The sequence below is a fragment of the Eudoraea chungangensis genome, assembly GCF_029360665.1.
Lineage (GTDB): Bacteria > Bacteroidota > Bacteroidia > Flavobacteriales > Flavobacteriaceae > Eudoraea > Eudoraea chungangensis.
Genome location: NZ_JARDUB010000004.1, coordinates 317,257 through 339,851, shown reverse-complemented (window position 1 = coordinate 339,851; position 22,595 = coordinate 317,257). Strand labels below are relative to the sequence as shown.

Genomic DNA, 22,595 nt, shown 5'->3' with positions numbered 1-22,595 from the left:
ATTTTATTCTAGACTTGCGGGATTAATTTGTTTTTTAGAGCTGTGTAGACATTTTCAGCTTATTTTAATTAGTAGCTCCAGTAAGAAGAACCACTGGCAATATAGGAAATAGGGATATTAGTTAAGAACTTTTGTAGCCATTCAGCTACATATGCCATCCCACTTTCTTCCGAATTAATATGGCCAATAAAAACAATGCCTTTCTTTTTCTTCTGAAAAATAGCATCTCGAACATATTCATAGGTTTCCCATTGTGATACTTCGCCACCAATCACCACATCAATATTTGGATCGCGTAGAAGCCTTATGTGTTGCATACTTCCAGGTGCTCCTGGTGCCAGGGCTACTTTCGATACCGACATTTCAGGATTACCTACCACATAAAAACTGTTGCCTGGAAAGGTGTTCTTAAGATGTTTAAGTAAGTCTTTTAAAGTTCTTTCTGGAAAAGAAAATCTACCAACTCCTCTTTTTTCTTGATTTTTTTTCCAACCTAGTTTTTGTACCATTCCAATAAGAATAGCATCATTTTCAATCCGATGTGCATAATCATGGAATCTCCATATGACTAAATTGTTATCACGTATATACTTTATTTTTTCTTTGTAAACCATGTCGTTTTGAAAGGATTCTACCTCATCATAATGATTGTAGAATGTAGGTTCATGAGTAATAATTAGGTTGGCTTCTATAGCTACTGCTTTTTTAAGCACCTCCATAGTAGCGAACATGCAACTGACTATACCCTTTACTGGTGTCTCTGGATTTCCTTCAACGATGAGATCTACTGTATTGGTAAGTGGTTGGGTTTTAACCTGAGCTACAATTTCATCGATTACCTGCTTTGCCATTGGAAGCCTATTAATCGCTATATCTTGCCCTGAAGATATCATTGGAAGGAAGATAAATAAACAATAAATAATAAAATGCTTCATAATATTTTAGTGTTTTAAATACGCCAAATAGATTGGGTTGCCCATCACAAAAAATTCACTACCAAAAATCCAAGATAAGTTCCAAGGGCATTCCCCAAACTTCCTACCAATATGGCCGGAACTATTAGTTCTTTTCTTCCAAAAGTTTCTGCCAGGGCAATCGCGGTAGTGCCACCTCCAATATTTGCCTGACTTGTCAGGGCAATCATTTCCCAGTCCTTATAAAAAAAGCTGCCCAATACAATTATAATTATTCCATGGAAAAACACGGCTAATAAAGCAAAAAGTAAGAGGACTAGTCCTATAGTTCTTAATTCAATAACTGCGCTTAGTTCGCAATAGGCCCCGATTACCGCTAAAAAAATATAGACTAAATAAAGGCCAAGTTCATGTGAACCTCTAAGATTTCGAATAAATTTAGTCTGTGCCAACAATATTGCTAAAGTAGAGAGAGTAATAATAGATGGTATTTGTGGAAATAATTTACTCAATTCTTCTGAGATAAAATAGGAAACAATTCCTAAAAAAACCAGCCATATAAGAGAGTAAAAGTCGATTGATTTTGCCTCTTCCTTCTCAACTTCTTTGTTAGTAGACTTTACTTTTTTGTCTTTCCAAAACCTTCGGAGTATACTTGGCAAAGCAATGGTAATTATTATCCAAATGGTACTTACTACATTGTCTACGGCAATTGTACCTGCATAAAGTATTCCTTTTTCCTGAAAATTATATGCAAGAGCAACAGCATTAAAATTTGCACTTCCTCCAGTATATGTACCCGTTAACATCCCGGCAATAATGGCAGCATCTTCTCCAATAACACTTTTGGGATCAATTAGATACCAGGCAATTAAAATACCCACTGTTGTCGCAAAAGACCCAATAAGGAAGAGTACTATCATTGGTGCTCCTGCTTTTTTGATAGATTTTAGACTTACCCCTAGTAGTAGATAGAAAATACCAAGAGGAGCTAAATAGGTAAAAATCGCATCGTATAGAGGAATAGTATTGGAAGCAGTTGGGATTAAACCCAAATTGGCAATAACTGCAGTAAAGAGGATAACTAATAAGGCCGCGCCGAGCTTTTTACCAAAGCCATATTTGCCTGCATATACGGCCAAAATAACCATTAGTCCTAAAATCGACATGACATACAGCGGATCTTGGAAAATGGTCATAGGTAGCGGGTTAAGTGTTTATTCTTTAAAAATAGCTTTTTGTAGTTAAAAACAAACTAAAACAGCTTTATCTGTGAAGTCATAAGCTAGTGCTTAACGTAAAGTGTACTGTAAAGCATGGCAGAGATTTGAATTTTTTTACCATAGGTCTCTTGTAACTTCAGACTGGTTTTCATATGCAAGCTAGAGGTGCCAAAAACCCTTGCAAGAGCAATATAATCTTTTGTATCTGACAATAGAATATGAGCCATTTGTTCGGGGGATATGGTTAAATCATAGGTTGCTGTTTCTGAATTTTCTTTAAGAAATTCTTGGTGTTCTAGCCCTGAGAAGTCTTCTTTATGATTGTATAGCGCCTCTCTAATATAGCTAGTGTTGACTAGTTTTTCAACAAAAGAATAATAGAGTACTTCAAAATCATAGATTAAAACCAAAGCCCCAGTTTTAAGTACCCTGGAAATTTCATGAACAAGCTTTTGCGATTTGGCATAAAAAAGACATCCCGCCATTGTAATCAAATCAAATTCCTCTGCAGCAAAAGGTATTTTTTCGGCATTTGCCTGAACATAAGTTATCTCTGGCTTTGGTATAGCCTGTTTAATCATTGCTTCGCTAGGTTCTAAGCCGACAATACTTTTGCAATACGGCAGAAGTGCTAGGGTAGAGGTCCCCGTTCCTGACCCAATATCCAAAGCCCGATTAAAGTGTTTATTAACTAAGTAGTTCTCTAGAATAACTTTATGAAGCGGGGGTCTAAAGGCACTGTAATGATAGGCAGTCTGTTTATTGTATTCCATAAGACAAAAACATTAAAGCATCCAAGGCTGGGTATTTATTAATCCGTACGAATATACTGAGTTAAACAGTAAGAGATACAGACATCCCTAGTTAACCAGATATTAAACTTTAGTTTTATGCGTAATTACTACTTTGCCTAAATGTCTGGCCTCTCCGAAAAATTGAATTGCCTCAGGAACATGGTCGAAATCAAAGGATTCATCTATTGCTAGCCGCAGTGAACCATTGGCTATCAATGCTTCTAAAAACCTCATGTCTTTATTGGCTTTTAGGGCCAAAATCGCGAAGTTTTTTTTATAAATCAGTTTAATCCAAGCTTTAAAAAACAATACTTGAATAAGGCGGGAAAGTGAGCCTCCAACAGTTATATAGCGGCCATTAGGTTTTAATACATTTAAATATTTGAAGGGAGATCTATTTGTCTTTGCATCAAGGATTAGGTTGAATTTAGTTTTCAATTCTGTGAAATCCGTGGTATTGTAGTCTATGACTTCGTCATAGCCATAGGCTTTCATTTCCTCTAGCTTTGTAAGATGGTCTACTCCAGTTACCTTGGCCCCTTTAAAATTTGCAATTTGCGCGGCAATAATGCCCATTCCTCCACCCCCTCCGTTAATCAATACCTTATCTCCTGCTTTGAGCTTGCCTAAATCTTGCAGGCCCTGTAAAGCTAGACCTCCTGCATGTGATAAGGCAGCAGCTTCCTCATATTTTAGGCTATTTGGCTTAGGTAAAATCGCCTTTTCGTTTATGGCAATATATTCGGCAAAGCTGCCAAAACCATAGTTTGAGATGTCTCCATATACCTGATCTCCTACTTTAAAACGAGTTACGCTTTTCCCTATAGCTTCAATTACTCCAGAAAGTTCCATTCCGGGAATAGGGTTTTTTGGTTTAAATAAACCAAACATTAATCTGTATAGGTAAGGTTTTCCTCGAACCATACTCCAATCATAGTCGTTTATTGCAGAAGCATGAATCTTAATTAGGACTTCATTTTCTTTGATTCCTGGCTTTTGGATTTCCTTTTTTAGTAATTCTGATACAGGGCCGTATGAATTTTGATATATAACTTTCATTGAGAATGAGATAACTAGAATCGTGTAAACTAGTTCACTAGCCAAATAGGATACTATGGAAAATCAAATCCTTTGCATACTTTTTAAATGCTTTAAACAGAAACAACAGATAGGTCTATTGCCATCTGCGCTTGCTGTAAATGTCGTTCGTTATGGTATATAACTATTCTAAAAGTATCTCCAAGCTTTAGTTTAATCCATTTTGTGATACTAATTCCTGTTTTAATTTTATTTAGATTTTTGTTTTCAGCTTTTGTTAATAGGGATAGGAGCGAGTCTTGTTGTTCTATGAACTCGTCCAAAACTTCTTTATCCAGTTCTTTGTGCAATGGATTTTTGTCCTTGAAGGTTTTTACTTTTAAGGCTTTCTCCGTAGGGAGCATAGACTTGGCAAAATAATTTCCCAACCTGCCTGAATTGAAATTTACCGCAGGATTATCACCGGCTTTATTCATTTGTTTTTCAATTTCCGGGAGGTAATATTCTCCGTATAAATTGAGATGCTCCAAACATTCTAAAGCATTCCATGCATCGTTTGAAGGTCTTTTTTTAAGTTCTTCCAAGGGTAATTTTTTCCATTGGACTACCTTTTCTCTGTGTCTTTTTGTTCTTTCGGTAAGTTCCTTTAATAATTCACTAACTAAAACTGTCATTTCTTTTTTTTACAAAACTCCCTCTATTAATCCTTAAAAAAAATGATTCAAATCAAGACTTTTTTATTCTGGAAAAAGTCTCTGGAGACATTCTTAAATACGAGGCAATATACTTATCTGGTATAGCCTGAAAAAGCTGAGGACTTCGCTGTAAAACACGATGGTAACGTTCTATGGGAGAACTTGTTAATAGGTCTCTTTCTCTCTCCATTTGTTGAAATGCAAAGCTTTCCAAAATACTAATCCAAAGTTTGGTATTTGCAGTACTCGATTCTATTAGTACTTTAAGCTTGATTTTCGTTACACTTTTTAGCCTGGTTTTTTTTAAAGCCTGAATATATAGTTCTGTAGGTTTTTCTGTTAAAAAGGAATCGAGGGCAGCGATTAAGTTACCCTTATAGCCAAAACGAATAGTGTTTTCTTCATTAGAATCGAGAACAAAAATTCGTAGACTTCCTTCAACTACAAAAAAGAAACGTGTATTAATATTACCTTTTTCTACCAGATAATCATTTCGTTGCAAATCAACTTCACGTTCCCAAAGTTGCTTCGAATCAATTTGCTGAATAAGTTCGGTAAGGGGGGTCATTTTTTTATTTTCTGTAGTCGAGTGCGGGCTCCCTATCACCTAAAAGTGCGGTATAGGTAAAGTCAGGACCTCTTCTCTCATTAAATTCCTCCCTTACCTTAATCAGTGTCTCTGGTTTCTTATATATTTCAATGGCGCTTAAGGCAAGGGTTTTAGCTGCAACCATCATGGCCTTTTTGCCAATATCAGTTCCTCCTGCAGCAACTGCCTGCCAGCTATGTGGAGGTGTGCCAGGCACCCAGGTAGCCGCCCTGATGGCCGCTAATGGAACATTCCAGCTCACATCACCTGTATCTGCGGAAGCTTTTCCGTAGGTGAATTCTATTGGTTGTATGATCGCTGCAGATGCAATTGGTTTGGGATTACTCAAGGTCTTTTGTATATCCTTGGCAAAATTTAGATCTTTATCGTTGTAGTCTACACCTCCTACCAAGAGCATATTCTTATGCATCAGCCTAGCCAGGGTTTCATTAGGTAAGCGGTCATAGGTGCCTCCTATTATTTCGTAAGCCATTTGGGTTTCGGTACCCAAGGCAGCACCTTCAGCAGCTTTTACCACCCTATCCCATACCGACTTTACTTCCATTCTGTTCGCATGTCTAATAACATAATAGACTTCAGCTTCCGCCGGCACAATATTCGGTGCATCTCCTCCTTTGGTTATCACATAATGAATTCTGGTCGACTCCGTTGTATGTTCTCTTAACATATTTACCATATCATTCATTGCCTCTACACCGTCAAGGGCAGAGCGACCTCTTTCTGGAGCTGTAGCCGCATGAGATGAATTTCCTTTAAACCGGAATTTGCCAGAGATAGTAGCCAAATTAGTACTGGGATTGGAAGTGTTTTGATCCCCCGGATGCCAAGACAACACCGCATCGAGTCCATCAAAAAGTCCGGCCCGAACCATATAAACCTTTCCGGAGCCTCCTTCTTCTGCAGGTGTTCCATAGAATTTAATGGTACCGCTCTTACCAGAAGATTGTATCCAATTTTTAATGGCGATAGCCGCAGCCATAGATCCTATTCCAAAAAGATGATGTCCGCAAGCCTGGCCTGGTGCGCCTGCCACTCTTGCTTTAAACTCTGGCTCGGCCACCTGCGACATCCCGGGAAGTGCATCATATTCGCCAAGAATTCCAATAACGGGCCCGCCAGTCCCAAAAGATGCGGTAAAAGCCGTGGGGATACCAGCAACACCTTTTTCTATCACAAATCCTTCCTTCTCTAATTCTGCGATAATAAGAGCTGCACTTTGATTTTCTAAATAACCCAATTCAGGATTCATCCATAATTCTTGCGCTAATGCAGCATAGTTGTCTTTATTGGAATCCAAACTCTCTAGAATCGCTTTTGTGTCTTTTTGAGCATTTGCAAGGTTATAGCTAATGCACCAAATAATAAGTATTTTAAAAGCACTTTTCATAAGTAAATAATTTAATAGGTTCTTTTTAATACCCGGCTGCCTGCCCGTCTTTTCTGGATTCTGAAGCTCCGTAATACACTTTATCTTTAATCATAATGGCTTGATAGCCACCAAAAATCCCTTTCATCATCCGAATTCTATGTCCCATATCCATAAGGGAACTAATGGATTCATAATCAAAACCAGACTCTAAATAGGTGTCTCCCACCCCTTCTCTGCGACCTCTTCTGGCCGATGTGCCACTGTGAAATATTCGTGGGGCATCCCCGGCTTCTTGAAGATTCATCCCAAAATCGATTAAGTTCATGATTATTTGAGCATGTCCTTGTGGTTGCATATCACCACCCATAAGGCCAAAACTTATATAAGGTGCTCCATCCTTCGTTATAAAAGCGGGAATAATGGTATGAAAAGGTCGTTTCCCTGGGGCGTATTGATTTATATGTCCGGCTTCCATTACAAATCCAGATCCTCTGTTTTGTAAGACAAAACCGAGCCCTTCAGGAACTTCTAAAGATCCAAAACCAGCCGACAAACTTTGTATTAAAGAGATCATATTACCTTCCTTGTCTGCAACAGTCAGATAAATGGTATGGTCTCCGGCAGCCAGACCAGGGTCATAACTTCCAGATTTTTTTGGATTAATTAATTTTCGCCGCTCTGCGCTGTATTCTTTCGATAATAATTTATCTAATGGGATGTTTCCAAATTTTGGATCTCCATAAAACTTGGCCATATCTTCATAAGCCACTTTTTTCGCTTCCGTAAAATGATGGATGTGGGCAGCACTTCCAAAATTCATCTTCGCAATATCAAAACCTTCTAGAATATTAATAATTTGTAAAACAGAAATACCCTGGCCATTGGGAGGTAGTTCCCAAATGTCATAACCCCTGTAATTAACGGAAACAGGATCTACCCACTGCGGTTGGTTATCCTTCAAATCCTCCAAGGACAAATACCCACCTTTTTCTTTTAAATGGTTTACAATCCCATTGGCCACCCTACCTGTGTAAAAACCCTTTCTGCCTTCTTTAGCAATAAGCTCAAGCGTATTGGCTAAATCTTTATTCATGAAAAGGTCCCCTTTTCTAGGAAAATGGTCGTCGGTGAAATATAGTTTCTTAAAGGAAGGGTTATTAGTTTCTTTAACAAACGGCTCGTCCATTAAAAAGAAATCCGCCACTTCGCTGGTAATTGGTACTCCCGCTCTCGCATAATTAATTGTAGGACTTAGTAATTCGGAGAATTCTAGTTTGCCAAATTTGGAATGTAAGGCAACCCAACCATCTACACAACCGGGAGTAGTAATAGAAAGTGGACCTCTGCTATAGGTTTTTCCGTTCTCTAATTCTTTTTGCATTTGAGTATAACTTAGGCTTTGGGCCGACTTACCACTAGCGTTTAAACCGAAAAGTTTTTGATCCTTTGCCGACCAAACTATAGCAAATAGGTCACCACCAATGCCATTCATTGCCGGATCAGCAAGGCCTAAAAAGGCATTTGCGGCTATTGCCGCATCTATAGCGCTGCCCCCTTTTTTTAGAATATCTATAGCTATCTGTGTAGCAAGTGGATGATTCGTTGCTGCCATTCCATTTTGGGCCAGAACCTCCGAACGAGAAGCGAATGACTTGCCAGACAATCGATCCTGGGAAATCAATAAATGGGACTGGCCGAATAAAAGAACAAAGAGTAAAATTTTTTTCATTGGATACGGATTTATTGGGCTGGTAGATTGTTTAAACGTCTCTTTCAAATATACCAAACTATATTTTTAATACCTATATCAAAAAAGCACTGCTTAAAGGGTTTTTTTAGAAAGCTTAAAACCGCATGTGCACACTTTAATTATGTAGTTTTAGCCTGGAGAGACTAAGAATAATCCATTTTTGTATTTTTGATTAAAACAAACCAAATGCCATCCACAGACCAGTGTAAAAATTGTGAAAAAATTTTCGATGCTTCCTTTGATTATTGTCCTCATTGTGGTCAAGAAACAGCGGATAATCTTACGTTTGGCGTATTATTTAGTAATACTATAAGTAACTATTTTTCTATTGATGCCAGATTTTTAAAGAGCTTTGTGCCCTTGATGATAAAGCCTGGGGTGTTGGCCAGACGTTTTGTAGATGGAAAACGCTTATCTTACCTTCATCCTGCCCAGTTTTACTTGTTTATTTCTGTTATTTTTTTCTTCGTTTTTTCATTTTCAGTCCGCAAAGCCGATAGCGATTTATCCAAGGTAATCGAAAAAGGCCTTAATTCAGAAGTCAGTTTTGATTCTATCGCCCTTAGTACCGATTCTATTCAGAAAGCACAAGCACAGAAAGTTCTGGAGGAAAATAAGAAATACCTTCGGTTTTCGGACCAAGAAATGGAAGTGCTAGATTCTATAATCACCGGGGAGACTCCTAAGGTTAATGCAGAGGTAGATTTTAATAGGAAGAAATTAGATTCCCTAATTGAAATAGGCGCACCTATTTCAGAAAAATTACAGGCCATGGGAATGGGGAAGAATCCTGGAGCCTTTAAAGAGAGGTTTTATACCCAGCTTTTGAAATTTTATGAAAAAAGAGGAGGAGGCATATTACAAGCTTTATACGATACTATTCCTATTGCCATGTTTTTAATGCTTCCACTTTTTGCAATTTTACTTAAATTCTTTTATTGGAAGCGCGCAACTTTTGCCCACCATATGGTCTTTAGCTTTTACTTTTTCACCTTTATATTTGCCGCACTTAGTACACTGATCCTGATAAATTTTGTGATAGATATACCCTTTGGGCTCGAATTTCTTATATGGTTTTCCTTTGTTTTCTATCTTGTTATAGCCCTTCGTAATTTCTATAAAAGTTCCTGGTTTGGGTCTTTTGCAAAGGCAGGTGCTATATCTTTTATTTACACCTTACTTATTGTACCCGTTGCAATTTTAGGCATCGCATTGGTTTCATTTATGTTGTATTAAACTTATTCTAGCATAAACAAAGAATTTACAAAGAAGAGTTTACCGTTTTCCCAGAATCCCCTGAAAAGAGGGTTGTCTACCATATATATGATAGCACCATCACCTCTTTCTTGAACCCCATAAATCAGCGTATTAGCCATTTCTCTTTGAGCATTACTGCCGGCAAAACCCGACACAGGTTTATTCTGGTCTGCTATGTAAGCAACTGTACCTTCATCCAAAAACTCATAAGCGCTATTTCCTTCTTTTAAGGTAAAATATAAGTTGTCATACCCGAAAGCCATGGGATGTGTATTATCAATTAATACTTTAAAGATGGCCCCGGTAATTTCATCTTTCATTTCTTCTCTGGCAATGTTTCTGTAAGTCTCTGGTATTATGGAAGTGCTATCTTTCACCTTTGTTTTAGTACACAAGGCAATCCAGTCTTCTTCTGCTAAGGTTTCCAGAGACGATCCCATAGCTAACAATTTACCGCCAAGTTTAACCCATCGATCTATTTTCTTTTGAGTAGTACTATCAAGAAAATTGCCGTAACTGTCTCCGTCAGGTAAAATAAGAATATCATAGGTTTCTAAATTTACTTCGGAAAAATAGTCGCTATCCAGAACCGTCATTGGATATTTCAGGTCCTGCTCCAAGAAATGCCAGATTTCACCAAATCTTAAGGTGCTTGTAGGTTCTCCACCAAGGATAGCAATTTTTGGAGCCGTTAAGAGTTTCACGTATTCAGAACCAAAATCTTTGCCACTGTCGACAAAGCCAGTTGCCACGGCCTCTAAATTTTTAAAATGTTTTTTCGCAAGTTGGTTTAAGGCGAGGCCTAGATCTGATATATGTTCATTATCCCCTTTGGTAATAATCAGAGTGCCGGGATTATAGCTCTTTCCTTGAAGTACAAATTTTTGTCTGGCAGAACGGACCCTAAATTTGTTTTGCATAAGTTCGGTCAAAAATCTTGCATCGTCCATCCCATTCCAATCGGTGACATAGGCATAAGCATTAGTATTAAGAGAAGAACTCTCTGTTTCTACAGGACCAGATTCGTCCCCTTCCAGGATTGCATTGGTTGCAATAGCATTTAACCCATAAGCGTATGGTAGTGACCATGCGGTGATATCGTAAGTCAGGGAATCGGATAAAACAGCATTAGGTTCAAATAATACCTTTACTAAAGTACTTTTTTTCTGACGGGTATTTATGACGATACTATTCTCTTCTACCTTATGATTACCAGTCTTTCCCGTGCTATAATTGAATCCTTTGGCCGTTGTTTGTCTGCTATGGGAATATTCGATCTGATGTTTTTTAATTAAGGAAGTAAGTTTTCTTATCTGATCCTTGTTGCCGCTCAATACATAAGAATTGTATTGGAAGTTTTTAGGCATATAGAACTTCCGTATTTCAGAGTTTAAGGTGGCTATGTTATTAGATGCAACTTCAACTGTAGACATACCCGTGGTGTAATGGTGCGCAATTCTGTCTTTTAAAGTCAATGTATCGCCATTACTAGTAAGGACTCCCAAACCTGCTCTTCCGCTTCCACCTTGTTCATAGGTCATTCCGATGCCTCCACTATACATTGGATAGGTATCACCATAACTAGGATAGAATAAATCGAAACGTTCCTTAGTAAAATAAAACCACCCTTTGGCATCAAAATACTTCGCGTGATTTTTACCTATAGTTATTTGAAACTCTCTTTGAAAATCAGTGATGACCTCATGAAAAGGCTCTGCTGCCGGAGCAAAGTAATAGGGGGAATCTACTCCTTGTTCATGGAAGTCAACATGGATATGTGGCAACCATTTTTGGTAATGGGGTAGTCTCTGTTGGCTTTCTTTCTGTGTTAACCAGGCCCAATCCCTGTTTAAATCAAACATATAGTGATTGCTTCTGCCGCTCCACCATCCTTCATGATGCTCTTTACTATTTGGATCCGTTTCAAAAGGAGTGTTTTTGTGTTGATTGTACCAATTTACATAGCGTTCTCGCCCATCTGGATTTATACAAGGATCCATTATCACTACAGTATTTTCCAAGTAGTTCGACTTCGAGGTTAGCAAATCAAAAATGGTTTGCATTGAGGCTTCTGTACTTACGCTCTCGTTGCCATGTACATTGTAACTCATCCATACAATGGCTTTTGTAGACTCTTCCTTTCCTTCGGTATTCGCAATATGAGTTTTTCTAATCTCTTCTAAGTTCTTCATATTAGAGGAGGAGGAAATAAAGGCAAGGTATAGAGGTCGGTATTCATATGTTTTGCCATATTCCATTAAATGCATACGATCTTTAGCGGTTTTGGCTAAATACTCATAATAATCAACAACCCTATGATGCGGAGTGAATCTTGTTCCCAACTCATAACCCAAAAAGGCCGACGGGGACTGAAGCTCTTGTGAGTTTAAACGAAGACAAAAAACTAGACTTATTGCCGCGAAAGTAATTTTATACATAAACACATTTTAGTTGAAGCTTTAAATCTAAGGATATTTTGATAAATTGAAGTCGACCTTCGACCACTCTCCCCTAATTCTGGATAAAAGTGATGATAAATAAATATAAGACTTTAGCAACCCTTAAACATCTTAACGTATTTTTAGGAACAGAAAATTTCGATACCATTATCTTTGATCGGATTTAAATAGATCTATGGAAATAACCAGTATACCTTTTAAGAAAACCGGGTACTTTTCTTCGTTGATTTGCGATTATGTTAGCGAGCAGGAGTCTTTACAAAGTTTTTATAATTTTTATCCTAGTATAAGTGGGTTTGGATCTCAGCTTAAGGAAAAAGGGCAGCACTTTTCTGACGAGAAAAGAGTTCTTTTAAAAGATGCCTTGTCCCGGCAGTATACCAAATGTGCCACCTCAGAAAAGACGAAAAAGAATATTTCCCTGATAGAGGATAAAAAGACTTTCACAATTGTAACCGGACATCAGCTTAATATTTTTACTGGACCTTTGTATTTCTTATACAAAATACTAAGCACAATTAACCTTAGTATAAAATTAAAAGAGGAATACCCGGACCATAATTTTGTGCCTGTCTATTGGATGGCAACAGAAGACCATGATTTCGAAGAAATAAATTATTTTAATTTACACGGCAAAAAATTTCAGTGGAATAAGGAGGTGTCTGGGGCGGTAGGACGTTTGTCTACCGAAGGTCTGAAGGATGTTTATAATGCGCTGGTCCAGGAATTAGGTACTAGCAGGAGGGCTTTAGAACTGGCTCAATTATTTAAAAAGAGTTATCTGGAGCATGAAAACTTAGCAGATGCTACAAGGTTTTTAGCAAACACACTTTTTGGAGAATATGGTTTAGTAGTAGTAGATGGCGATGATCCAGTTTTGAAGCAATTACTTGTGCCCTATGTAAAAGAAGATCTTTTAAAAAACACTTCTTTCAACAGTGTAAAAGAGACAATCGTAGCTTTAGAAGATGTTTCTTCCGCTTATAATATTCAGGTTAATCCCCGGGAGATAAATTACTTCTATCTGTTAGATGGACTGCGAGAACGCATACTTGAGAAAGATGATCGCTTTTATGTTAATAATACCGACTTAGAATTTTCAAAAGAAGACTTTTTGGAAGTTCTTGAAGAGCATCCGGAAAGATTTTCTCCGAATGTAGTGACACGTCCGTTATATCAGGAAATAATTCTTCCGAACCTGTGCTATATTGGAGGAGGGGGAGAGTTGGCCTATTGGTTGGAATTAAAATCTTGTTTTGATGCTTTTAAGGTACCATTTCCAAGTTTACTGTTACGAAATTCTGTCCTTTTGATTTCTAAGAAACAACGCAAGAAATTAGATAAATTGGGGATTGATATAGAAGATTTATTTTTAAAACAAAGTAGTTTTATCAATAAGCGGATAAGAGAAATATCTAATATCGATATCGATTTGTCTGAGCAAAAAGAGTTTTTAAAAGAACACTTTAAAACAATGTATTTCTTGGCTGAACGTACTGATAAATCGTTTTATGGTGCTGTAAAAGCCCAGGAAATAAAGCAGCTAAAGGGTATGAACAACTTAGAAAAACGTTTATTAAAAGCCCAAAAAAGAAAATTAAAGGATGAGGTTACTAGGATTAGTGCACTACAAAATGAATTGTTCCCCAATAAATCTCTTCAAGAACGCTCTGTAAATTTTTCTGAGTTCTATTTGGAAATGGGTAAAGATTTGGTTCCGTTTCTTAAAGCAGAATTAAATCCATTGACCAAAAAATTCACCGTTTTGGAGTTCTAAACCCAAGAACCTTTATTAAGATAATTCTTTTAATAAAATGCACAAAGTTGATATTGATCTAGTGGAAATGACCTTAGATGTCATGAAGTATGCCGTTAATCGCATTACAAAAGTTTCTCCAGACCTTGGGAAGCCAATGACTGAAGCGGAACTAAAAAGTATAGTTGGTGAGACTATTACTGCTGAAGGTATTGGTGGTGAAAAGGCCTTTCAATTATTCAAGGACGAACTGGTAAAAGCTACCGTTCCAATAGATCATCCCAGACATTTAGCCTTTGTTCCGGCTGCACCTACTAGAGCGGCTGTTATGTTCGATTTGGTGACCTCTGCCTCTAGTATTCATGGAGCATACTGGATGGAAGGTGCAGGAGGTATCTTTTGTGAAAATGAGGCCATGAAATGGTTAGTTAAACTAACTGGATTGCCAAATAGTGCTTTCGGAGTATTTACCAGTGGCGGAACCGCTGCCAATTTATCAGCAATGGTAACGGCAAGAGAATTCTGGCGTAGGGAAGAGGTAAACAAGAATAAAAAGGGTTGTTTGGTTACTTCCTCAGGAGCCCATTCTTCCATCAAGGCCATGGCAAAAGTAATTGATGCGGAGGTATGTTTAGTAGATACGGAAGACAGACTTACCAAGGATGCCTTAACTAAGGCGCTTCAGGAGATGTCTGCAGAAAAAAGAAAAAGAGTATTTGCCGTTGTCGCTACAGGAGGCACTACGAATGCAGGGATAGTCGATGATTTAGAAGGGATAGCAGATTTGTGTGCTACAGAAAATTTATGGTTTCATATAGACGCTGCTTATGGTGGAGGTGCTTTGGCAGCTCCTTCTGTTAGACATTTGTTTAATGGGGTGGAAAAGGCCGATAGTATTACCATAGATCCTCATAAATGGCTTTTTTCTCCTTACGACTGTGGTGCTGTTATTTATAAAGAACCAGACTTGGCAAAAAAAGCACATGAACAGGAGGGATCCTATTTAGATATAATGAAAGATCCAGGTGCAAAAGGATTTAATCCTTCCGACTATCAAATTCAACTTACCAGAAGGCTTCGAGGCCTGCCACTTTGGTTTTCATTGGCCACTCATGGTACAGATAAGTACCAGCGTGCTGTGGAAAGAGGAATAGAACTCGCTTCTTTAGCGGCAGAAATGATTTCTTCTAGAAGATATTTGGAATTGGTTAGACCTCCTGGCCTTTCTTGTGTACTCTTTAGACGAAAAAATTGGAATCCGGAGGACTATAAAAATTGGACTTATAAAAACCATAAAGAAGGACTTGCCCTTGTAACCCCTACCAAGTGGAAGAGTAAAAAAGGAGTGGAGACGGTTTCTCGCTTTTGTTTTATCAACCCGCATACCACAGAAGAAGATATTTCTGCAATTTTAGATTCGATGCAATAAGGCTCTAGGGTACTAGGAATTCTCCATTCCAAAGCCCATGGCTCGACGAAAAGCGTATTCTTAAGTGTTGGGGAGCTTGTAGTTTTAAATATTCTATTTTAAAAGGTTTTATTTGTACTTCGCAAAAATAATTTCGCTCCGAGAGAAACTCAAGCGGTTCTGAATCCCCTAACTCACTACCCGGAGCTTTGGTAGTAGTGTAGTCCTTTTTTGCAGTTTTGGACATAGTATTCCACCGTTCCAATACCTCAGAAGTGTTAGAAACAATTCGCGCCAAACCTTCTAGCTTTATTTGAAGTCGTTTTTCTGGATGATAGAATAAGAGTCCCACCTTATTATTCTCTTTGATATGGACCACTTTCTTTGACCTATAGTCTGTATAAAAACATATTTCTAAATCCTTGGTTAGTCCTCTTAATACAACCGTTCTTTGTCTGGCTATTTTCTCCAAACCCGTCGTGCCCAGTACAAATGTTCTGAATGGATGCCCTTTTTCAGTAACTCCTTTATCTAATTCTTGCACAACTTCTTCGAAAAGTTGGTCTGTCTTTTCTGATACTTGCATAGTAATAAAGATAAAAAAATTAAAAATGAGGTAGGGTATTTATTTTTTCAATTGTTATATATAAAAATTGCTGCGAAAAAGATAATTATTGATTTGAAAATTGTGTTATAATAAATTCATGTGTTTAGGTTGGTTTTGATTAGAAAAGCCCTGGTGAGAGTCATCAGGGCTTTTTCTTTTTTAGCTACAACGGATTATTCTAACCAATGGCGTTCCCCTAGTACAAGAAGCAAGGAGTAGCGTAAATTAAATACAGATAGATTAAAATAATAAATTGTAGGAATTAATTTAATCTATTAATAACCAGATATTTGAATTAAATTATATAAACTTTTTATTTAGTAAGTATGATGGCAGTACAAAATGAATGAATTATTAATTCACCTTGTATTCTAGACGCATAGTTATGGTAGCTGTCTTCTTTTTGGAAGAGGTATTATAGGCTCCACCCCAACTATACGCCTCATCTGAATTCTGTCCGGTAATTTGAAACACTCCCATTTTTGCAGACAGAAGATCTCCCAATTTACTTCCCGAATTAGAAGCTATATTTTCGGCCCGAACCCTGGCATCTTCCGTAGCTTTTGAGATCATTTTTATTTTTAAATCAGCTAATTTGGTATAATAGTATCTGGGAGGGGAAGAATTGAATTGAACATCTTTATTGAGTAATTCTGTTATTTCTCTAGATACACTTTCCACTTTTTCCACCTCACGAGATTCTATTTGGACTTCTTGATTTAGGGCATAACCTCTAAAGTCCGATCCAACAAAGTTTCCGTTTTCGTATCGATTGTCTCGTTGTTCTGTAGTTTGAACGGCTTTAAAAATTATATTTTCTTCTACAATTCCTTTTTCCGTTAAGTACTCTTTAACTAACTCTTTGTCTTTTTTTAAAGCTTCGAAAGCCTGTTTAAGATTTTTATCAAAAGCACTAAAACGTCCCTCCCAGACAATTAAATCGGAAGTAAAATTCTCTGAGCCCAGCCCTGTAATAGAAATGAGTTGCGGAGGATTTGCTCTTTCAATATATGCGTTTCCTAAAAAATAGGCGGAAACCATCATAGCAATTCCAAAAATTATGGCATTTAAATGTTTCATAAACACTAGGTTAATAAAGATGTAATAAATATAGAGAAAACTTGTATTGAAACTGTATTGAATTATTATTTTTGCCCATGCAAAACAACGTCCTTATTTTAGATTTTGGTTCTCAGTACACACAACTCATTGCTAGACGAGTTAGAGAGCTCAATATTTTTTGTGAAATTAAACCGTATAATCGTTTACCAGAAGATCTTTCCGAATATAAGGCGGTAATTCTCTCTGGCTCTCCCTATTCTGTGAGAGCAGAAGATGCACCCCACCCGGATTTAGAGGATATTAAAGGGAAGATACCCTTGCTAGCCATATGTTATGGTGCCCAGTATTTGGCCCATTTTTACGGTGGTAATGTAGCGCCTTCTAATACCCGTGAATACGGAAGAGCACGTCTTAGTAGTATAAAAGGAGATGAACCTTTCTTCTATGAAATAAGAGAGAGCAGTCAGGTATGGATGAGCCATTCCGATACTATAAAACAGCTGCCGGAGAAGGCGGTTCTTTTGGCAAGTACCACCGATGTAAAAAATGCGGCATATAAGTTAGAAGGAGAAACTACTTATGGAATCCAGTTCCACCCAGAGGTATATCACACAAAACAGGGGAAGCAGTTGCTGGAGAACTTTTTGGTACACATTGCTGGGCTAAAGCAAACTTGGACGCCAGATGCCTTCGCGGATACTACAATAGCAGAGATTAAAAAAACTATTGGGAAAGAGAAGGTGATTCTTGGACTTTCAGGTGGGGTGGATTCTACCGTTGCAGCTGTTCTACTTCATAAGGCTATTGGGGATCATCTACATTGTATTTTTGTAAATAATGGGCTGTTGCGAAAAAATGAATTTCAGGAAGTCCTGGATCAGTACCAACATATGGGACTAAATGTTAAAGGCGTAGACGCTTCGGCACGCTTTTTGGATGGATTAGCAGGAGAAGAAGATCCCGAAAAGAAAAGAAAGACAATAGGACGCATATTTATTGAAGTTTTTGATGATGAGGCACATCAGGTTGAAGATGCCAAATGGCTTGCTCAGGGAACTATATACCCGGACGTGATTGAGTCTGTTTCTGCAACCGGAGGCCCTTCCGCCACTATCAAAAGCCATCATAATGTAGGTGGGTTGCCAGATTTTATGAAGTTAAAAGTAATAGAACCCCTAAAAATGTTGTTTAAGGATGAGGTGAGACGTGTTGGAGCTAGCTTGGGGATTGAAGAAGAGAGATTGGGAAGACATCCATTTCCGGGTCCTGGATTGGCAATTCGTATTTTAGGTGATATTACGGAGGAGAAAGTAAAAATTTTACAAGAGGTAGATGCCATATTTATTGATGGTTTAAAAGAATGGGGACTTTATGATCAGGTTTGGCAGGCCGGAGCCATGCTTTTACCCGTAAATAGTGTAGGGGTAATGGGAGATGAAAGGACATATGAAAAATGCGTTGCTTTAAGAGCTGTAGAGAGTACCGATGGAATGACAGCCGATTGGGTTAACTTGCCTTACGAGTTTTTGCAAAAGACCTCTAATGAAATAATTAACAAAGTTCCAGGTGTAAACAGGGTAGTTTATGATATCAGTTCTAAACCTCCTGCAACCATTGAATGGGAATAAAAATTTTTATATGGCCTTAAGATTTTTTCTAACTATTGTTTTAGTTCTTACTACATTAATAAGCGCTAATGCGCAACAGTTTACTTCCCATGCTGTTAAAGAAGGGGAGACATTGTACAGTATTGCTAGACAGTATAAGGTGGATACTGCTGAAATATTGAAGTACAATAAGGAAATAAAAGAAAATGCCGTACTGCAGCCTAATACTATTTTAGTAGTTCCATTGGTGTCTTCTTCTACAAATACTGTTATTCCAACTACTACAGAATCTACGGAGCAGGAAAAGGATGTTCAAGTAAAACCCGTTAGTTTTACGACTCACAAAGTTCGCAAGAGAGAAACGCTTTTTAGTATATCTCGTAGGTACGATATAAAAGAGGAGGATCTTAAACGATACAACAAAGAGCTTTACGCCTCCACATTAAAAAAGGGAATGCGCCTGCGTATTCCAATTTTTCCAGAAGAAGAGGTGATGGTAGATAGTCTTGAAGTAACGAGTTTGGAGACCTATACAGTTTTGCCAAAGGAAACGAGGTGGAGTATTGCCAATAAAAATGGAATAACTATTGACAGCCTTGTTGCCCTAAATCCTTCTCTATCCACTAACTCTTCATATTTAGCAGCCGGACAAACTTTACAAATTCCTGTTAAACAAGGAAGTAGCTTAAAAGACCAGGCAGTAGAATTATATGTCTCTTACACGGTGCCTCCAAAAATGACACTTTACAGTTTGTCTAGAGAATATGGAATAAATTCACAGGACATTGTTCGACTGAATCCCGAAATTGCAGAGAATGGTGGTCTGAAAGAGGGAATGGTAATAAGGCTGCCGGAGAAGAAGATTCAGGAAAATGAAATTAACACAGATAACTATTTGTTCTACGAGGTAAAGCCAAAGCAAACAGAATATTCCCTAACCAGAAACTTAGGGTTAGACTACAAAGAATTAATTGAATTAAACCCCGAGCTTTCTCGAGGTTTGCAGGCCGGAATGATATTGAAAATTCCAATAGACCAAGCACCTAATTTAGAAGTAAAAAACTCACTGCTATTAGACAAAATAAATTTAGTAGATAGTATCAACAGGATTAATAGACCTAAATTGGTCTATTTGCTTCCGTTCAGAACGGATAAATTAGATTTGAGTAATCTTGAATTGGCTAGCGAGGCCATTGACAAAAGTAATGCTATTAAATATAGTTTGGGGCTTTATAGTGGGGCTTTAATTGCAATAGACTCTATAGCACAATTAGGGGTTTCTGTCGATGTAATGACCTATGATACCCAATTGAGCTTAGAGAGAACCCGAGAGATTCTTAGGAGTGGAAATTTAGAAGATGTAAGCGCTATAGTTGGACCTTTACAACTAAATTCTCTTAAAGAAGTGGCAGTAAAAGCGGCTAATAATCAAATCCCTGTACTGGCTCCTTTAACTTCTGCCAATGAATTTGGACTTGACAATGTTTTTTTTACTATCCCATCTGATGACGTTTTACGCGAAAGAATACTGACTTATGTGGAAGAGCAAAGAAAGGATGAGAACATTATTGTTATTTCTGATGCAAAAAGCAAAGCGGTCAGTGATACAATTAAGAAGAGATTCCCGGTTGCCCAGACACTCTCTATGTTAGAGGATGAGGAGAATATCTCTATGGACTTAGAGGCATTTACTGCCTTATTATCTCTAGATACTGAGAATTGGGTTTTTGTAGAAACCGATAATTTTAAGGTGGTCTCAAGTGTTAGTTCTATCCTAAATTCTACCAATTCGGATACAACAGTGGTAAAGATGTTTACAACCAACAAGAATAAAGCATTTGAGAATAATGTGATTTCTGGGACACATTTATCTAATCTAAATTTCACCTACCCTTCAGTAGATAAGGAAAGTTCTAACAATGCCTTTTTTAAGCGATACAAAAGAAAATTTGGCACAACACCAGATAGATATGCCATAAGAGGTTTTGATATTACCTATGACTTACTATTAAAATTGGCTTATAAACAAAACTTGTATGAGGTTTCCAATACCATAGGAAGTACAGAGTATTGCGGAAATAAGTTCGATTATAAAAACGAGGGGTTTTCAGGGTATAATAATCTCGCTACCTATATTATGACGTATTATGATATGCGAATTATTAGAGTAGAGGAGAAGCCACAAACCACAACGGTGCAATGACTTCGAAAGTAATTTATTTGGGAGATCTGCGAACGCAATGTGTACACTTTAGTTCTGGTAAAGTATTTATAACCGATGCTCCAACAGATAATAATGGCAAAGGGGAAGCATTTTCTCCGACCGATACTGTGGCAACAGCCCTCGCCAGCTGTATGCTTACGGTTATGGGAATTAAAGCAGCAGATATGGCTGTAGAATTGTTGAATTCTTCCGCAGAGGTCACTAAATTTATGGTAGCAAGTCCAAGACGAATTTCCAAAATTGAGGTGGTGCTTAAATTACCAAAAAGAGTATCGGACAAAGAAAAAGCTATATTAGAAAATACTGCCAAAACTTGTCCTGTGTTGCAAAGCTTGCACCCAGACATTATAAAGGAAATTGTTTTTCAATGGGATTTCTAAGACAGATTTTCGTAGTAGGTTTATTGCTGGTTTGTAAGCTTATGGGGGCTCAGGAGGAAGCTTTCTTGTGGACCGAAAATTTACAATTAAGCTGGGAAGATTTTAAGGATAGGCCTAATATGTCTTCCGGGGCTGCAGCGCTAACGGCTAGTGGTATTAGCTATGAGTTTACCGCTGAAGATGTTAATGGGGAATTGAAAATATCTTATAAAGTAAGTGCCTTCTTTTATCCGGAACAGTCTTGGTATAAGCCGGAAGTTTGCAATCAGAATATTTTAAATCACGAACAACTTCATTTTGATATAGCCGAATTATTTGCAAGGAAAATGCGATCCAAATTGGAACATTCGAAGTTTACCAGTAATGTAAAAAAAGAAATAAAAGAAATCTATAAAACAATTATAAAAGAGTTGAGTGCTTTTCAGAATAGTTACGACGAAGAGACAGACTTTTCCAGAAACCTTCCACAGCAATTACTTTGGAACAAGAAAATTCAGTTGGCTCTAGCAGATTCCCTCCTAGATTAAACGCACAAAAAATCTATACGTCGCAGATGGTTACTCCTTGTTTAAGTGCGTCAATTTTGTTTTCCCATGTCGGAATAAATTCTTGTGCCACATGTCCCTTGTAACCAGTCTCTAATATGGCTTTCATTATAGCAGGATAGTACAACTCCTGACTTTCGTCTATTTCATGACGTCCGGGATTTCCTCCAGTATGATAATGCCCAAAATATGCGTGATGCTCCTTGATGGTGCGTATTACATCTCCTTCCATGATTTGCATATGGTATATGTCGTATAATAGTTTAAAATTATCCGACCCTAAGGCTTTGCACAAGCTTATTCCCCAATTTGAATGATCGCACATATAGTCTTTGTGATCTACTTTAGAATTGAGAAGTTCCATTTGTAGAACAACCCCATGTTTTTCAGCTTCAGGAAGAATTTGTTTTAAACCTGTTACACAATTTTTTAAACCCGTCTCATTGTCCATGCCATTTCTATTCCCACTAAAGCAAATAAGATTGGTGTATCCTGCGGCTGCAACTTTTGGAATAATATCTAAATAATCCTTTATAAGTTCCTCATGTAAAGCAGGATCGTTCCAGCCTTTTTCAATTCCCAAACCAGCACCCCAGCACATAGAGGCATGTATGTTATACTTCTTAAGAAGGGGCCAGTCATCTGGGCCAACAAGGTCAATGGCTTTTACATCTAGAGTGTTTAAGTTTTGTAAAAATATCTCGAGAGGAATAGAATTATAGCACCAATAGCAGGCACTATGGTTAATATTTCCTTTTAATTTAGCATCGCTCTTCTCATTGCTTTCAAGGGCAAAACTGCTGGCAGATACGAGACCTGCAGATGCCGTTACAGAGGTGCCAATAAATGTTCTTCTTTTCATTTTGTTGTAATTACTTCTTAAAGATACTTTTTTTT

At 37.6% G+C, this 22,595-nt stretch carries 19 protein-coding genes; 7 read left to right on the top strand and 12 right to left on the bottom strand.

Annotated elements, in window-relative coordinates:
• Nucleotides 1–68: 68 nt before the first annotated feature.
• The 8 genes from PXG98_RS11455 to ggt form a co-directional block, all read right to left on the bottom strand.
• Nucleotides 69–935: a Nif3-like dinuclear metal center hexameric protein gene (locus PXG98_RS11455; protein WP_276391210.1), complete on the bottom strand. Its 867-nt coding sequence runs from the start codon at nt 933–935 to the stop codon at nt 69–71.
• A gap of 44 nt (nt 936–979) precedes the next feature.
• Nucleotides 980–2,113 (bottom strand): DUF819 family protein, encoded by a 1,134-nt coding sequence (locus PXG98_RS11450; protein WP_276391208.1) that lies wholly within the window; start codon nt 2,111–2,113, stop codon nt 980–982.
• Between the two features lie 86 nt (nt 2,114–2,199).
• On the bottom strand, nt 2,200–2,910 hold the full coding sequence (locus PXG98_RS11445; protein ID WP_276391207.1) for a class I SAM-dependent methyltransferase: 711 nt from the start codon (nt 2,908–2,910) through the stop codon (nt 2,200–2,202).
• Nucleotides 2,911–3,012: 102 nt separating this feature from the next.
• Nucleotides 3,013–3,990: an NAD(P)-dependent alcohol dehydrogenase gene (locus tag PXG98_RS11440; RefSeq protein ID WP_276391205.1), complete on the bottom strand. Its 978-nt coding sequence runs from the start codon at nt 3,988–3,990 to the stop codon at nt 3,013–3,015.
• Nucleotides 3,991–4,082: 92 nt separating this feature from the next.
• Entirely contained in the window at nt 4,083–4,643 is a 561-nt protein-coding gene (locus PXG98_RS11435) for a DinB family protein (RefSeq protein WP_276391203.1), read from the bottom strand.
• Nucleotides 4,644–4,695: 52 nt separating this feature from the next.
• Nucleotides 4,696–5,232, bottom strand: a complete 537-nt coding sequence (locus tag PXG98_RS11430; RefSeq protein WP_276391201.1) for a Crp/Fnr family transcriptional regulator — start codon at nt 5,230–5,232, stop codon at nt 4,696–4,698.
• Nucleotides 5,233–5,236: 4 nt separating this feature from the next.
• The gene (locus PXG98_RS11425) at nt 5,237–6,661 is read right to left on the bottom strand and encodes an amidohydrolase (protein WP_276391199.1); all 1,425 of its coding nucleotides are present in this window, start codon (nt 6,659–6,661) and stop codon (nt 5,237–5,239) included.
• Nucleotides 6,662–6,686: 25 nt separating this feature from the next.
• Nucleotides 6,687–8,372: a gamma-glutamyltransferase gene (ggt, locus tag PXG98_RS11420; RefSeq protein WP_276391198.1), complete on the bottom strand. Its 1,686-nt coding sequence runs from the start codon at nt 8,370–8,372 to the stop codon at nt 6,687–6,689.
• A gap of 207 nt (nt 8,373–8,579) precedes the next feature.
• Here ggt and PXG98_RS11415 point away from each other — a divergent pair, with 207 nt between their 5' ends.
• Entirely contained in the window at nt 8,580–9,629 is a 1,050-nt protein-coding gene (locus tag PXG98_RS11415) for a DUF3667 domain-containing protein (RefSeq protein ID WP_276391196.1), read from the top strand.
• Nucleotides 9,630–9,631: 2 nt separating this feature from the next.
• Here PXG98_RS11415 and PXG98_RS11410 read toward each other — a convergent pair whose 3' ends face one another.
• The gene (locus PXG98_RS11410; protein ID WP_276391195.1) at nt 9,632–12,088 is read right to left on the bottom strand and encodes a M14 metallopeptidase family protein; all 2,457 of its coding nucleotides are present in this window, start codon (nt 12,086–12,088) and stop codon (nt 9,632–9,634) included.
• A 196-nt stretch (nt 12,089–12,284) separates the two neighbouring features.
• Between PXG98_RS11410 and bshC the strand changes: the two genes are divergently transcribed.
• Both bshC and PXG98_RS11400 read left to right on the top strand, forming a co-directional pair.
• Entirely contained in the window at nt 12,285–13,886 is a 1,602-nt protein-coding gene (gene bshC, locus PXG98_RS11405; protein ID WP_276391193.1) for a bacillithiol biosynthesis cysteine-adding enzyme BshC, read from the top strand.
• A 37-nt stretch (nt 13,887–13,923) separates the two neighbouring features.
• Nucleotides 13,924–15,294: a pyridoxal phosphate-dependent decarboxylase family protein gene (locus PXG98_RS11400; RefSeq protein ID WP_276391192.1), complete on the top strand. Its 1,371-nt coding sequence runs from the start codon at nt 13,924–13,926 to the stop codon at nt 15,292–15,294.
• 4 nt (nt 15,295–15,298) lie between these two features.
• Here PXG98_RS11400 and PXG98_RS11395 read toward each other — a convergent pair whose 3' ends face one another.
• Both PXG98_RS11395 and PXG98_RS11390 read right to left on the bottom strand, forming a co-directional pair.
• Nucleotides 15,299–15,859, bottom strand: a complete 561-nt coding sequence (locus PXG98_RS11395) for a pyridoxamine 5'-phosphate oxidase family protein (protein WP_276391191.1) — start codon at nt 15,857–15,859, stop codon at nt 15,299–15,301.
• A gap of 375 nt (nt 15,860–16,234) precedes the next feature.
• The gene (locus PXG98_RS11390; protein WP_276391189.1) at nt 16,235–16,960 is read right to left on the bottom strand and encodes an SIMPL domain-containing protein; all 726 of its coding nucleotides are present in this window, start codon (nt 16,958–16,960) and stop codon (nt 16,235–16,237) included.
• Between the two features lie 77 nt (nt 16,961–17,037).
• Here PXG98_RS11390 and guaA point away from each other — a divergent pair, with 77 nt between their 5' ends.
• From guaA to PXG98_RS11370, 4 genes are read left to right on the top strand one after another with little or no spacing between them, the layout of a single operon-like run.
• Nucleotides 17,038–18,570: a glutamine-hydrolyzing GMP synthase gene (guaA, locus tag PXG98_RS11385; protein ID WP_276391188.1), complete on the top strand. Its 1,533-nt coding sequence runs from the start codon at nt 17,038–17,040 to the stop codon at nt 18,568–18,570.
• Between the two features lie 10 nt (nt 18,571–18,580).
• Nucleotides 18,581–20,752, top strand: coding sequence for a LysM peptidoglycan-binding domain-containing protein (locus PXG98_RS11380; RefSeq protein ID WP_276391187.1), 2,172 nt, complete (start codon nt 18,581–18,583; stop codon nt 20,750–20,752).
• Nucleotides 20,749–21,153: an OsmC family protein gene (locus PXG98_RS11375; protein WP_276391185.1), complete on the top strand. Its 405-nt coding sequence runs from the start codon at nt 20,749–20,751 to the stop codon at nt 21,151–21,153. The genes PXG98_RS11380 and PXG98_RS11375 overlap by 4 nt, the downstream gene beginning before the upstream one ends.
• The gene (locus PXG98_RS11370; protein WP_276391183.1) at nt 21,141–21,680 is read left to right on the top strand and encodes a DUF922 domain-containing protein; all 540 of its coding nucleotides are present in this window, start codon (nt 21,141–21,143) and stop codon (nt 21,678–21,680) included. The genes PXG98_RS11375 and PXG98_RS11370 overlap by 13 nt, the downstream gene beginning before the upstream one ends.
• 13 nt (nt 21,681–21,693) lie before the next feature.
• Here the strand turns inward: PXG98_RS11370 and PXG98_RS11365 are convergent, their stop codons facing one another.
• The gene (locus PXG98_RS11365) at nt 21,694–22,560 is read right to left on the bottom strand and encodes a hydroxypyruvate isomerase family protein (RefSeq protein WP_276391182.1); all 867 of its coding nucleotides are present in this window, start codon (nt 22,558–22,560) and stop codon (nt 21,694–21,696) included.
• Between the last annotated feature and the right edge of the window lie 35 nt (nt 22,561–22,595).

Excerpts from the sequence above, each read along its gene's own strand:
- PXG98_RS11455 (WP_276391210.1), bottom strand. The coding sequence starts at position 935 with ATGAAGCATTTTATTATTTATTGTTTATTTATCTTCCTTCCAATGATA.
- PXG98_RS11450 (WP_276391208.1), bottom strand. The coding sequence starts at position 2,113 with ATGACCATTTTCCAAGATCCGCTGTATGTCATGTCGATTTTAGGACTA.
- PXG98_RS11445 (WP_276391207.1), bottom strand. The coding sequence starts at position 2,910 with ATGGAATACAATAAACAGACTGCCTATCATTACAGTGCCTTTAGACCC.
- PXG98_RS11440 (WP_276391205.1), bottom strand. The coding sequence starts at position 3,990 with ATGAAAGTTATATATCAAAATTCATACGGCCCTGTATCAGAATTACTA.
- PXG98_RS11435 (WP_276391203.1), bottom strand. The coding sequence starts at position 4,643 with ATGACAGTTTTAGTTAGTGAATTATTAAAGGAACTTACCGAAAGAACA.
- PXG98_RS11430 (WP_276391201.1), bottom strand. The coding sequence starts at position 5,232 with ATGACCCCCCTTACCGAACTTATTCAGCAAATTGATTCGAAGCAACTT.
- PXG98_RS11425 (WP_276391199.1), bottom strand. The coding sequence starts at position 6,661 with ATGAAAAGTGCTTTTAAAATACTTATTATTTGGTGCATTAGCTATAAC.
- ggt (WP_276391198.1), bottom strand. The coding sequence starts at position 8,372 with ATGAAAAAAATTTTACTCTTTGTTCTTTTATTCGGCCAGTCCCATTTA.
- PXG98_RS11415 (WP_276391196.1), top strand. The coding sequence starts at position 8,580 with ATGCCATCCACAGACCAGTGTAAAAATTGTGAAAAAATTTTCGATGCT.
- PXG98_RS11410 (WP_276391195.1), bottom strand. The coding sequence starts at position 12,088 with ATGTATAAAATTACTTTCGCGGCAATAAGTCTAGTTTTTTGTCTTCGT.
- bshC (WP_276391193.1), top strand. The coding sequence starts at position 12,285 with ATGGAAATAACCAGTATACCTTTTAAGAAAACCGGGTACTTTTCTTCG.
- PXG98_RS11400 (WP_276391192.1), top strand. The coding sequence starts at position 13,924 with ATGCACAAAGTTGATATTGATCTAGTGGAAATGACCTTAGATGTCATG.
- PXG98_RS11395 (WP_276391191.1), bottom strand. The coding sequence starts at position 15,859 with ATGCAAGTATCAGAAAAGACAGACCAACTTTTCGAAGAAGTTGTGCAA.
- PXG98_RS11390 (WP_276391189.1), bottom strand. The coding sequence starts at position 16,960 with ATGAAACATTTAAATGCCATAATTTTTGGAATTGCTATGATGGTTTCC.
- guaA (WP_276391188.1), top strand. The coding sequence starts at position 17,038 with ATGCAAAACAACGTCCTTATTTTAGATTTTGGTTCTCAGTACACACAA.
- PXG98_RS11380 (WP_276391187.1), top strand. The coding sequence starts at position 18,581 with ATGGCCTTAAGATTTTTTCTAACTATTGTTTTAGTTCTTACTACATTA.
- PXG98_RS11375 (WP_276391185.1), top strand. The coding sequence starts at position 20,749 with ATGACTTCGAAAGTAATTTATTTGGGAGATCTGCGAACGCAATGTGTA.
- PXG98_RS11370 (WP_276391183.1), top strand. The coding sequence starts at position 21,141 with ATGGGATTTCTAAGACAGATTTTCGTAGTAGGTTTATTGCTGGTTTGT.
- PXG98_RS11365 (WP_276391182.1), bottom strand. The coding sequence starts at position 22,560 with ATGAAAAGAAGAACATTTATTGGCACCTCTGTAACGGCATCTGCAGGT.